This is a genomic window from Streptomyces sp. NPDC002867, from assembly GCF_053591895.1.
Genome location: NZ_JBSFUR010000054.1, coordinates 26,916 through 38,603 on the forward strand (window position 1 = coordinate 26,916; position 11,688 = coordinate 38,603).

At 72.3% G+C, this 11,688-nt stretch carries 8 protein-coding genes; 7 read left to right on the top strand and 1 reads right to left on the bottom strand.

The window, feature by feature from the left end:
- Positions 1-216 precede the first annotated feature (216 nt).
- Positions 217-1,905, bottom strand: coding sequence for a PucR family transcriptional regulator (locus tag ACWD0A_RS30660; protein WP_451303381.1), 1,689 nt, complete (start codon positions 1,903-1,905; stop codon positions 217-219).
- Positions 1,906-2,191: 286 nt separating this feature from the next.
- Here ACWD0A_RS30660 and ACWD0A_RS30665 point away from each other — a divergent pair, with 286 nt between their 5' ends.
- The 7 genes from ACWD0A_RS30665 (at position 2,192) to ACWD0A_RS30695 (ending at position 10,592) form a co-directional block, all read left to right on the top strand.
- Positions 2,192-3,082, top strand: coding sequence for an FAD binding domain-containing protein (locus ACWD0A_RS30665; protein WP_451303383.1), 891 nt, complete (start codon positions 2,192-2,194; stop codon positions 3,080-3,082).
- Positions 3,083-3,084: 2 nt separating this feature from the next.
- Positions 3,085-3,726 (top strand): (2Fe-2S)-binding protein, encoded by a 642-nt coding sequence (locus tag ACWD0A_RS30670; protein ID WP_451303385.1) that lies wholly within the window; start codon positions 3,085-3,087, stop codon positions 3,724-3,726.
- 2 nt (positions 3,727-3,728) lie between these two features.
- Positions 3,729-6,134: a xanthine dehydrogenase family protein molybdopterin-binding subunit gene (locus ACWD0A_RS30675; protein WP_451303387.1), complete on the top strand. Its 2,406-nt coding sequence runs from the start codon at positions 3,729-3,731 to the stop codon at positions 6,132-6,134.
- Between the two features lie 255 nt (positions 6,135-6,389).
- Positions 6,390-7,871, top strand: coding sequence for an NCS2 family permease (locus ACWD0A_RS30680; RefSeq protein WP_451303389.1), 1,482 nt, complete (start codon positions 6,390-6,392; stop codon positions 7,869-7,871).
- 45 nt (positions 7,872-7,916) lie between these two features.
- Entirely contained in the window at positions 7,917-9,068 is a 1,152-nt protein-coding gene (locus tag ACWD0A_RS30685) for an XdhC family protein (RefSeq protein ID WP_451303391.1), read from the top strand.
- Positions 9,069-9,222: 154 nt separating this feature from the next.
- Entirely contained in the window at positions 9,223-9,852 is a 630-nt protein-coding gene (locus ACWD0A_RS30690) for an RNA polymerase sigma factor (protein ID WP_451303393.1), read from the top strand.
- Complete coding sequence (locus ACWD0A_RS30695; protein WP_451303395.1) at positions 9,849-10,592, top strand: hypothetical protein; 744 nt, start codon at positions 9,849-9,851, stop codon at positions 10,590-10,592. Before ACWD0A_RS30690 ends, ACWD0A_RS30695 begins: the two co-directional genes overlap by 4 nt.
- The last annotated feature ends 1,096 nt before the right edge of the window (positions 10,593-11,688 follow it).

Genomic DNA, 11,688 nt, shown 5'->3' on the forward strand with positions numbered 1-11,688 from the left:
GCGGCGAGCAAGAACCCGCCGACCCGGTCGTGCAGGCCGAGCACCCGAGCACCGGCGGCCCGCCGGTGAGCGGAGGCGGATCGGCAGGCGCGCGGCGGGCGGCGGGCGGCGTGAGGAGACAGGAGGAAGCCGCACATCGCGGACGGCGGGAAGGCGCGGGCGCGGGTCGCGTCACGGCGGGCGGGCGGCGCCACCCGCCCGCCGTGACGCGACCCGTCAGCTCATGCGCAGGGCCAGGAAGAAGTCCAGCTTGTCCTCCAGGCGTGACAGGTCGCGGCCCGTCAGCTGTTCGATCCTGCCCACGCGGTACCGCAGCGTGTTCACGTGGAGATGCAGGCGCGTCGCGCAGCGGGTCCAGGAGCCGTCGCAGTCCAGGAACGCCTCCAGCGTGGGGATGAGCTCCGCGCGGTGGCGGCGGTCGTAGTCCCGCAGCGGGTCCAGCAGGCGGGCCGTGAACGCACGGCGCACGTCGTCCGGCACGAACGGCAGCAGCAGTACGTGCGAGGCCAGCTCGTGGTGGCCCGCCGCGCACACCCGGCCGGGGCGCGCTGCCGCCACGCGGCGGGCGTGGCGGGCCTCCTCCAGCGCGCCGCGCAGACCCTCCGCCGAGTGCACGGCCGCGCTGACGCCCAGCGTGAGCCGGCCGTCGCCGTCGAGACCGGCCGACAGCGGGGCGCGTACGGACTCCAGCAGGGTGTCGGCGTGCAGACCGGCGTCCGAGGCAGGCGTGGCGTCCTCCTCCGGGCCGAGGGGGCTCACCGCCGGCAGCGGCACCAGCGCGATGGCCTCGTCACCGGTGTGCGCCACGGCGATCCGGTCCGCCGAGTCCGCTCCGGCGGCCGTCGGGTCGACCAGGATCTCCTCCAGCAGCGACTGCGCGACCGGGCCCGCCTCGATGCCCGACTCCGCGCCCCAGTCCACCCTGGCCACGACGACCTGCCAATGCGGCGCGGTCCCGAGACCCGGCAGCAGCACCGGCGCGGCCACCCGTAGCCGTGCGGCGATCTCCGCGGGCGCGGCTCCCGTCTGGACCAGCTCCAGCACCTCCTGGGCGAGACGGCGCCGCACCGTGCGGGCCGCCTCCCGCCGGTCGCGTTCGACGGCGATCAGCTGGGTGACGCCCTGCAGCAGGTCGAGACGGGCCGCGGGCCAGTCCCCGGCGTCGGCCTCGACGGCCAGCAGCCAGTCCGACAGAACGCTCTCGCGGACGTCCCGCGACGCGGCCACGGCCCCCCGGCCGGTGTTACGGATCGGGAAGAGTGAGTAGGTCACGCCCGCGACCACCGCCCGGTGCGGCGCTCGCCGGCCGGCCCGTACCGCCGCCAGGTGCTCGCCGGCCAGGGCCGCGCCGGTCTGCGCGGTGAGCCCCTCGCCGACGCCCGCGATCTGCCGCCCGGTGGGGGAGAGGACCCAGGCCCGCAGGTCCAGGTCGGAGCCGAGGAGGTCCAGCACCGCGTCCGGGCCGCCGCCCGCCGGACCGGAGGTCATCAGCCTCCTGTGTCTGTCGACGACTGCGGCGAGGTCCCCGGCGCGCTCCCCGGAGACCTGCCGCACGACGTACTCGGTGATCGTCGCGAATGCAACGGATTCGTTCACGGCGAACAACGGCAGCCGGTGGCGCGAACACGCCTCCACCAGATCGTCGGGAATGTCGCCGAGCTCCGCCTCGCCCGCCGCGAGCCCCGCGACCTGAGCGCTCGCGAGGATGCGGACGAACGGTTCCGAGTCCTCGGCGCTGCGCCGCCAGGCGAGGCCGGTCAGCACCAGTTCGCCGCCCGACAGGTACCGGCTCGGGTCCCGGAGGTCGGTGGTCATCACGCCCCGCACGCCGCGGTCGAGCTCATCCTCGCCGCCGAGCAGCCGCAGCCCCAGCGCGTCGGTCTCCAGCAGTGCGCGCAGCCGCATCTCGTCGCCACCGATCTGTCTCGTTGTTGCACGTTCCGGCCAGAGATCCTTTGGCCACGGTTTCCGGGGGGAAACGGTGAGGTTGCTGATCTCCGCCTTTCGTTCGAATCTACAAGACGAGAGAGGCGACCAGCCAACTCCTTCATGGTTTCGGTGACTGCACCGCTCGGATCGCGCCTTGTGTACTGGACCACATCGCGTGAACACCACATGAACATCCAGTCGAGGGCCGGCCGTCCCGGGCCCGTTGCGACGACGACCCGAGATAAGAAGAAGAGAGCCACTCATGGACTTCCTTCGCCCCGCCAGCTGGGAGGAGGCGCTCGCCGCCAAGGCCGAGCACCCGACCGCTGTCCCCATCGCGGGTGGCACCGATGTGATGGTCGAGATCAACTTCGACCACCGTCGGCCGGAGTACCTCCTGGATCTGAACCGCATCGGCGAACTGACCGAGTGGGAGGTCGGGGGAGAGAGCGTCCGGCTGGGTGCCTCCGTTCCGTACACCAAGATCATGGAGCATCTGCGGGCCGAGCTGCCGGGCCTCGCGCTCGCCTCCCACACGGTCGCCTCCCCGCAGATCCGCAACCGCGGAGGGGTCGGCGGCAACCTCGGCACCGCGTCCCCGGCCGGCGACGCACACCCGGCGCTGCTCGCCGCGGGCGCCGAGGTCGAGGTCGAGTCGGTGCGTGGCTCCCGCCTGATCCCGATCGACGAGTTCTACACGGGCGTCAAGCGCAACGCGCTGGCCCCCGACGAGCTCATCCGCGCCGTGCACATCAAGAAGGCCGACGGGCCCCAGCAGTACTCCAAGGTCGGCACCCGCAACGCGATGGTGATCGCGGTCTGCGCCTTCGGCCTCGCCCTGCACCCCGAGACGCGCACCGTGCGCACCGGCATCGGCTCCGCCGCCCCCACGCCGGTGCGTGCCCAGGCCGCGGAGGACTTCCTGAACGCCGCGCTCGAAGAAGGCGGATTCTGGGAGAGCGGGAACATCATCACCCCCTCGATCGCCAAGCAGTTCGCGGAGCTCGCCTCCGGCGCCTGCAACCCCATCGACGACGTGCGCGGCACCGCCAAGTACCGCCGTCACGCGGTGGGCATCATGGCCCGCCGCACGCTCGGCTGGACCTGGGAGCAGTACCGCGGCACCGCCCGCACGCTTGAAGGAGCTGCATAAGCATGCGCGTCAACTTCACCGTCAACGGACGCCGCCAGGAGGCGGACGACGTCTGGGAGGGCGAGAGCCTGCTCTACGTCCTGCGCGAACGTCTGGGCCTGCCGGGCTCCAAGAACGCCTGTGAGCAGGGCGAATGCGGCTCCTGCACCGTGAGACTCGACGGCGTCCCCGTCTGTTCCTGCCTCGTCGCCGCCGGCCAGGTCGAGGGCCGCGAGGTCGTCACCGTCGAGGGCCTCGCCGACTACGCCAAGCAGCGCGAGGAGCACGGCGGCTGCGCCGCAGGAGCCTGCGGTACCTCCCTCCAGGACGCCCAGCTGGGGGCACCCCCGGACGAGGTCTGGGGGAGGTCCGCTGCGCCTCGTGACGGGGCCACGGACTCGCAGACCGGCGAGGGCGCCGAGCTCTCCCCGATCCAGCAGGCCTTCATCGACGCCGGCGCCGTCCAGTGCGGCTTCTGCACCCCGGGCCTGCTGGTCGCCGCCGACGAGATGCTGGAGCGCAACCCGTCGCCCACCGACGAGGACATCCGCGAGGCACTGTCCGGCAACCTCTGCCGCTGCACCGGATACGAGAAGATCCTCGACGCCGTCCGCCTCGCGGCCGCTCGTCAGGAGCGTCGAGGAAACCAGGAAGCGACGGTCTGACGATGACGCAGAACACCCGAGTCACCACCGTCCCGGCGGGCACTCCCACCAAGGTCACCCAGGGCTCCCGGACCAAGGGCGGCATCGGCGAGTCCACGCTCCGCCCCGACGGCACGCTCAAGGTCACCGGCGAGTTCGCGTACTCCTCGGACATGTGGCACGAGGACATGCTCTGGGGCCAGATCCTGCGCTCCACCGTCGCGCACGCCGAGATCGTCTCCATCGACACCTCCGAGGCCCTGGCCCAGGCCGGCGTCTACGCGGTCCTCACCTACGACGACCTGCCCACCGAGGTGAAGAACTACGGCCTGGAGATCCAGGACACCCCGGTCCTCGCCAACGGCGTCGTACGCCACCACGGCGAACCCGTGGCCCTGGTCGCCGCCGACCACCCGGAGACCGCGCGCCGCGCCGCCGCCAAGATCAAGGTCGAGTACAAGGAGCTGCCCGTCGTCACGGACGAGGCCTCCGCGACCGCCCCCGACGCACCGCTGCTGCACCCGGGCCGGGACGACCACCACGCCGGTCACGTCCCGCACCCCAACATCGTGCACCGCCAGCCGATCGTCCGCGGCAACGCCGACGAGGCCGCCAGGAAGGCGGACGTGATCGTCTCCGGCGAGTACGTCTTCGGCATGCAGGACCAGGCGTTCCTCGGGCCCGAGTCGGGGCTCGCCGTGCCCGCCGAGGACGGCGGAGTCGACCTGTACGTGGCCACGCAGTGGCTCCACTCCGACCTGCGCCAGATCGCCCCCGTCCTCGGCCTGCCCGAGGAGAAGGTCCGCATGACGCTGTCCGGCGTCGGCGGCGCCTTCGGCGGCCGCGAGGACCTGTCGATGCAGATCCACGCCTGCCTGCTGGCGCTGCGCACCGGCAAGCCGGTCAAGATCGTCTACAACCGGTTCGAGTCCTTCTTCGGGCACGTCCACCGCCACCCGGCGAAGCTCTGGTACGAGCACGGTGCCACCCGCGACGGCAAGATCACGCACATGAAGTGCCGGATCGTGCTGGACGGCGGCGCCTACGCCTCCGCCTCCCCGGCCGTCGTCGGCAACGCCTCCTCCCTCTCGGTGGGCCCGTACGTCATCGACGACGTCGACATCGAGGCCATCGCCCTCTACACCAACAACCCGCCCTGCGGCGCCATGCGCGGCTTCGGCGCGGTCCAGGCGTGCTTCGCCTACGAGGCGCAGATGGACAAGCTGGCCAAGGCCCTCGACATGGACCCCGTCGCGTTCCGGCAGCTCAACGCCATGGAGCAGGGCACCCTGCTGCCGACCGGGCAGGCGGTCGACTCGCCGGCCCCGGTCGCCGAACTGCTGCGCCGGGTCAAGGCCCGCCCGCTGCCGCCCGAGCGCCAGTGGGAGACCACCGAGGGCGCCGACGTCCGCGCGCTGCCCGGCGGCCTGTCCAACACCACGCACGGTGAGGGCGTCGTCCGGGGCGTCGGCTACGCGGTCGGCATCAAGAACGTCGGCTTCTCCGAGGGCTTCGACGACTACTCCACCGCCAAGGTGCGCATGGAGGTCGTGGGCGGCGAGGCCGTCGCCACCGTGCACACCGCGATGGCGGAGGTCGGCCAGGGCGGTGTCACCGTCCACGCCCAGATCGCCCGCACGGAGCTGGGCGTCACCCAGGTGACCATCAACCCCGCCGACACGCAGGTCGGCTCGGCCGGTTCCACCTCCGCCTCCCGCCAGACGTACGTCACCGGCGGCGCGGTGAAGAACTCCTGCGAGCTGGTCCGCGAGAAGGTCCTGGAGATCGGGCGCCGCAAGTTCGGCAGCTACCACCCGGCCTGGGCCACCGCCGAACTGCTGCTGGAGGGCGGCAAGGTCGTCACCGACGGCGGTGAGGTCCTCGCCGACCTGGTGGACGTGCTGGAGGACGAGGCCGTCGAGATCGAGGCCGAGTGGCGCCACCGCCCCACGGAGGCGTTCGACCTGCGCACCGGCCAGGGCAACGGCCACGTGCAGTACTCGTTCGCCGCGCACCGCGCGGTCGTCGAGGTGGACACCGAGCTCGGCCTGGTCAAGGTCATCGAGCTCGCCTGCGCCCAGGACGTCGGCAAGGCCCTCAACCCGCTGTCCGTCGTCGGCCAGATCCAGGGTGGCACCACCCAGGGCCTGGGCGTCGCGGTCATGGAGGAGATCATCGTCGACCCGAAGACCGCGAAGGTCAGGAACCCCTCCTTCACGGACTACCTGATCCCCACCATCCTCGACACGCCGACCATCCCGGTCGACGTGCTCGAACTCGCCGACGACCACGCCCCCTACGGGCTGCGCGGCATCGGCGAGGCCCCGACCCTGTCGTCCACCCCGGCCGTCCTCGCGGCGATCCGGAACGCGACGGGTCTCGAACTGAACAGGACGCCGGTGCGCCCCGAGCACCTCACCGGCACCTGACAGATCCCCTCCACTTCTCCGGGCGGTGCGTGCCATGCCTCCAAAGGAACGTCACTTCCGCACTGCCCGTGCCGCCCGGAGAACCCGAGTGCCGCACCGCTCGCGGCCACAGCACCACCCCCGCAGTACGAGAAGTACCCGCAGAGCAGGTTCGTCTCGGGCCGTCCCCCGGGTCGTGCAGCCGAAGCACCTTCCCAAATCCCGCCACGGAAATCCTTCCGACGGGTGCCCCTGTGAACCTTGGGAGTAGGCACCATGACCCAGCAGTCCACTGAGCCGAGGACCACGGCGGAGGACGCCGGCGCAGGTACGCGCCAGCCCGCCGGCCGGTCCTGGCTCGACCGTTACTTCCACATAACCCAGAGAGGGTCGACCATCGCGCAGGAGGTGCGCGGCGGCATCACCACCTTCATGGCGATGGCGTACATCGTCCTGCTGAATCCGGTGATCCTGTCGGTGCCCGATGCGACCGGCGCGAAGCTCGACGGTGATCAGGTGACCACCGCGACCGTCTTCGCCGCGGCCGCCACCACCATCGTGATGGGCCTCATCGGCAACGTGCCGCTGGCCCTCGCCGCCGGACTCAGTGTCTCCGCCGTGATGGCATTCCAGGTCGCCCCCGAGATGTCCTGGGGCAACGCTATGGGCATGTGCGTCATCTACGGCGCCGTGATCGTCCTGCTCGTCGTCACCGGCCTGCGGGAACTGATCATGAACGCGATCCCTCTGGCGCTGAAGCACGCCATCACCATGGGTATCGGCCTGTTCGTCTGTCTCATCGGCCTCGTCCAGGCCGGATTCGTCACCTCCATGCCCGGTGAGGGCGGCATCGCCGGCGCCAAGCCGATCCAGCTCGGCACGCACGACATGCTCACCGGCTGGCCGGTGCTCTGCTTCTCCGTCACCGTCCTGCTGATCTTCCTGCTCCAGGTGCGCAAGGTCCCCGGTGCGATCCTCATCGGCATCGTCGGCGGCACGGTCTTCGCCGCCGGCGTCCACCAGTTCGCCGGTCTCGACAAGGCCGCCTGGGGCGGTCTGAACGCGCCCGAGATCACCGGATCGATCGTCTCGACCCCCGACTTCGGCCTGTTCGGCGCCGTCTCCTTCGACGGCATGGCCGACGTCGGCGGCATCACCGTCGGCGTCATCGTCTTCACCCTGGTGCTGGCCGGATTCTTCGACGCCATGGGCACCATCATCGGCATCGGCCAGCAGGCCGACCTCGCCGACGACAAGGGCAAGATGCCCGGCCTCAACAAGGCCCTCGCCATCGACGGCGCGGGCGGTGCGATCGGCGGCCTCGCGGGCGCCTCCGGCCAGACCGTCTTCGTCGAGTCCACCGCCGGCGTCGGCGACGGCGCGCGCACCGGCCTGGCCAGCGTCGTCACCGGTCTCGCGTTCACGCTCTGCCTCTTCTTCACCCCGCTGGCCCAGCTCATCCCGACTCAGGTCGCCGCGGCCGCGCTGGTCGTCATCGGCTCGATGATGATGACCAACGCCAAGCACATCGACTGGAACGACTCGGCCACCTCCATCCCGGTCTTCCTGACCACGGTGCTGATGCCGTTCACCTACTCCATCACCGCAGGCATCGCCGCCGGTGTCATCGCCCACGTCCTGATCAAGGCGGTCCAGGGCCGGGCGCGCGACGTCGGCTGGCTGATGTGGGTCCTGTCCGCCGTGTTCCTCGCCTACTTCGCCCTGAATCCGATCGAGGGCTGGCTGGGAATCAAGTAACACCTCCGCCGCCCCTCCGCACACCTTCATCCCGAGGAGACCGACATGCTGGACATCGCCGAAGAGCTGAACCGGTGGGTCGAGCAGGGCCGTTCGTTCGCCGTCGCCACCGTCGTCGCCGTCGGGGGCAGCGCACCCCGCCAGCCGGGCGCCGCGCTCGCCGTCGACAGCGAGGGCACGGCGATCGGCTCGGTCTCCGGAGGCTGTGTGGAGGGCGCGGTGTACGACCTGTGCACCCAGGCGCTCCAGGACGGCGAAAGCGTCCTGGAACGCTTCGGATACAGTGACGAGGACGCGTTCGCCGTGGGCCTGACCTGCGGCGGCGTCATCGACGTCCTCGTCACCCCCGTACCCGCGGACGCTCCCGGCAGGGAGGTGTTCGCGACCGCGCTGGCCACCGCCGCCCGAGGGGAGGCAGCGGCAGTCGCGCGGATCACCGACGGTCCCGCGGAACTGGCGGGCCGCGCCCTCCTGGTGCGCCCCGACGGCAGCTGCGAGGGATCGCTCGGCGGCCACCCGGAGCTGGACCGCACGGCGGGCGCCGAGGCCGCGGCCATGCTGGACGCCGGCCGCACCGGGACCGTCGTCATCGGCGAGGACGGCTCGCGCTGCGGCCGGCCGCTGACCCTGCTCGTCGAGTCGAGCGTGCCCGCGCCCCGCATGATCGTCTTCGGCGCCATCGACTTCGCCTCCGCGCTCGTGCGGGTGGGCAAGTTCCTCGGATACCACGTCACCGTCTGCGACGCGCGGCCCGTCTTCGCCACGAGGACCCGCTTCCCGGACGCGGACGAGATCGTCGTCGACTGGCCGCACCGCTACCTGGAGTCCACCGAGGTGGACGGCCGCACCGTCCTGTGCGTCCTGACCCACGACGCCAAGTTCGACGTCCCGCTCCTGGAACGGGCGCTGCGGATGCCTGTCGCGTACGTCGGGGCCATGGGCTCGCGCCGCACCCACGAGGACCGCAACAGGCGGCTGCGGGAGGTCGGCGTCACCGAGCTGGAACTCGCTCGCCTGCGTTCCCCGATCGGCCTCGACCTCGGCGCGCGCACACCGGAGGAGACGGCGCTGTCCATCGGCGCGGAGATCGTGGCGAACCGACGCGGCGGCAGCGGTGTCTCGCTGACCGGCGCGCACACGCCGATCCACCACGACGGACCCGACGCCGTGGCGGGCCGGATCGGGTCGGTGGCGTAGCACCGTCCGGGGGGTGCGCGGCGCCGTGGTCCGTGCCGCCCCGCTCCTGTCAGGTGTGACGTTTCTGTGAGTCCTGGCGCTGAGTTGTGTGTGGGGGGACACGCGCGGGTCATGGTCATGGGCATGACGTGACCGCAATGACGAAGAGGAACGAGTGGGCAAGGAGCGGGGCGACCGACGTGCGCAGGCGCACGACACGGAGCTCGGTGACACGGTCGCGAGAGCACAGCAGGGTGACGAGGCAGCCTTCTCCCGGGCCTACCGGATCGTCCATCCCCCACTCCTCGGGTTCCTGCGCGGACTCGTCGGCGACGACGCGGAGGACGTGGCCTCAGAAGCCTGGCTCGAAATCGCCCGTGACATCGGGCGCTTCCGCGGAGACGGGGCCGGCTTCCGGGCCTGGACGGCGAGCATCGCGCGCAACCGGGCCATCGACCACCTGCGCCGCATCAGGAGCCGTCCGCGCGGCACGTTCCTCGAGAACGACCTCGCCGAGATGCCGGCTCGTCAGGACACGGCGGAAGAGGCGTTCGAGACCGTCTCGACCCAGGAGGCACTAGCGCTCATCGCCCGGCTTCCGCCCCAGCAGGCCGAGGCCGTACTGCTCCAGACGGTCATCGGACTGGACGGGCCGACCGCCGCCCGTGTGCTCGGCAAGCGGCCCGGCGCGGTCCGCTCCGCCACCCACCGCGGCCTGAAGCGACTGGAGAAGCACCTCGCCTCACTCCGGCCGAAGGGGCGCGTGACAGATTCGGACCCCTGTGCGCTGGGAGGGGCGAGATGACCGCAAACCGATCTGGAGACGCGACGGGCCCCGGGCCCGAGCGGCAGCCCACCACCCCGGCGCTCGACGAGGTGCTGGCCGCCGCCGCGCGTCCGGCGCCCGTCGAGCCGGAGCCCGCCGAACGCGCGCTCGCGGCGTTCCGCGCCGCGCGCGCCGAAGGCGCCCTCTCGCTGCCCACCCGGCCCGAGGACGACTGGCGCCCCGCACCCCTGCCGCGTATCCGCACACGAGGGCTGAAGGTGGGCATCGGCGCGCTCGTCGTCGGTGTGATGTTCGGGGGAGTGGCGATGGCGGCCGGCGCGATCCCGGCGCCCTTCAGCGACCCGCCGGCGCAGCGGCCCAGCCCCGTGCCCGGCGCCTCGTCCGACGGGGAGCCGACCCCGGACACCGTTGGCGAGGAGTCCGCGCCGCCCTCGGCGGAGACATCCGCCGCGCCGTGGGGCGAGCGCCCGCCGACGGCGAAGGACGAGGAGGCGCACTGCCGCGCGTACGACAAGGCGAAGCGGCGCAACGACGCCGCAGTGGCGGGCGCGATGCGGGAGCGACTGGAGGAGGCCGCGGGCGGCCCGCAGGCCGTCGCGGCGTACTGCGCCGAGCTGTTGGCCGAGTCGGACACCGGACCCGGTTCCGGCGGCAGAGGACCGAAGCAGTCCCGCCCGCCGGCCGCCAACGCGCCGGACACGCCCCCGGGCAAGGACAGGAGCGATTCGCTGCGGCACCGGCAGTTCCCCAAGGACTGAGGACCGCCGCCGGGGTCAACCCGGTCCCGCGGCCGGACGCCCCTCGGGGCCCGTGCAGGCGGATCAGGCCGGAGAGCGCTGCCGTGTGGTGCTCGGACCGGTGTGGGTGGGTCAGGTGGGTGCACGACCGGGCGATCCGGCGGGGGCGGCGTGTCACGGTCGGCGGACGTGGGACCGGGCCGATGCGACGGGTGCACCCTTCGGGGCACGGGTCCGGTGGCGATTGCAAGGCGTGCCCGATTGCCGGTGGCGCGCGGGCCCGTGGCGGTGTGTCAGGTCGGTGCGCGACGCGGGGCGGCGTGGCTGTGTGTGGCGGTTGGCGGCGGGACGACCTGGCCGATGCGACAGGCGCCCTCTTCGGACAGGGTCCGTGGCAGTGGCAAGGCGTGCCCGATTGCCGGTGGCGCGCGGGCCCGTGGCGGTGTGTCAGGTGAGTGCGCGACCGGGCGGGGCGGCGTGGCTGTGTGTCGCGGTCGGCGGACGTGGGACCGGGCCGATGCGACGGGTGCACCCTTCGGGGCACGGGTCCGGTGGCGATTGCAAGGCGTGCCCGATTGCCGGTGGCGCGCGGGCCCGTGGCGGTGTGTCAGGTCGGTGCGCGACGCGGGGCGGCGTGGCTGTGTGTGGCGGTTGGCGGCGGGACGACCTGGCCGATGCGACAGGCGCCCTCTTCGGACATGGGTCCGGAGCGGTTGCAGGGCGTGCCCGATTGCCGGTGGCGCGCGGGGCTGTGACGGCGTGTCAGGTCGGTGCGCGACGCGGGGCGGCGTGGCTGTGTGTCGCGGTTGGCGGCGGGACGACCTGGCCGATGCGACAGGCGCCCTCTTCGGACAGGGTCCGTGGCAGTGGCAAGGCGTGCCCAACTCCCGGTAGCCCGCGGCCGTCAGGCGTCCGGCGGATCGGCGCACCCGCCGCCCGTGCAGGCGGAGCCTGCAGCGCCCGGTGGGCGACGCGTCGGTCCCGGTACCGCGCGGGCCCGCCGGACGCCCCCTTCGGGGGTCCGGTCGCCGCCGCCACCCCACACCGTCGAGGCCGCTACATCGCCTTCAACAAGGCCATCGCCCTCGACGCCGCCACCCGTTTCCCGCCGACCGTC

Excerpts from the sequence above, each read along its gene's own strand:
- ACWD0A_RS30665 (WP_451303383.1), top strand. The coding sequence starts at position 2,192 with ATGGACTTCCTTCGCCCCGCCAGCTGGGAGGAGGCGCTCGCCGCCAAG.
- ACWD0A_RS30660 (WP_451303381.1), bottom strand. The coding sequence starts at position 1,905 with ATGCGGCTGCGCGCACTGCTGGAGACCGACGCGCTGGGGCTGCGGCTG.
- ACWD0A_RS30685 (WP_451303391.1), top strand. The coding sequence starts at position 7,917 with ATGCTGGACATCGCCGAAGAGCTGAACCGGTGGGTCGAGCAGGGCCGT.
- ACWD0A_RS30670 (WP_451303385.1), top strand. The coding sequence starts at position 3,085 with ATGCGCGTCAACTTCACCGTCAACGGACGCCGCCAGGAGGCGGACGAC.
- ACWD0A_RS30695 (WP_451303395.1), top strand. The coding sequence starts at position 9,849 with ATGACCGCAAACCGATCTGGAGACGCGACGGGCCCCGGGCCCGAGCGG.
- ACWD0A_RS30675 (WP_451303387.1), top strand. The coding sequence starts at position 3,729 with ATGACGCAGAACACCCGAGTCACCACCGTCCCGGCGGGCACTCCCACC.
- ACWD0A_RS30680 (WP_451303389.1), top strand. The coding sequence starts at position 6,390 with ATGACCCAGCAGTCCACTGAGCCGAGGACCACGGCGGAGGACGCCGGC.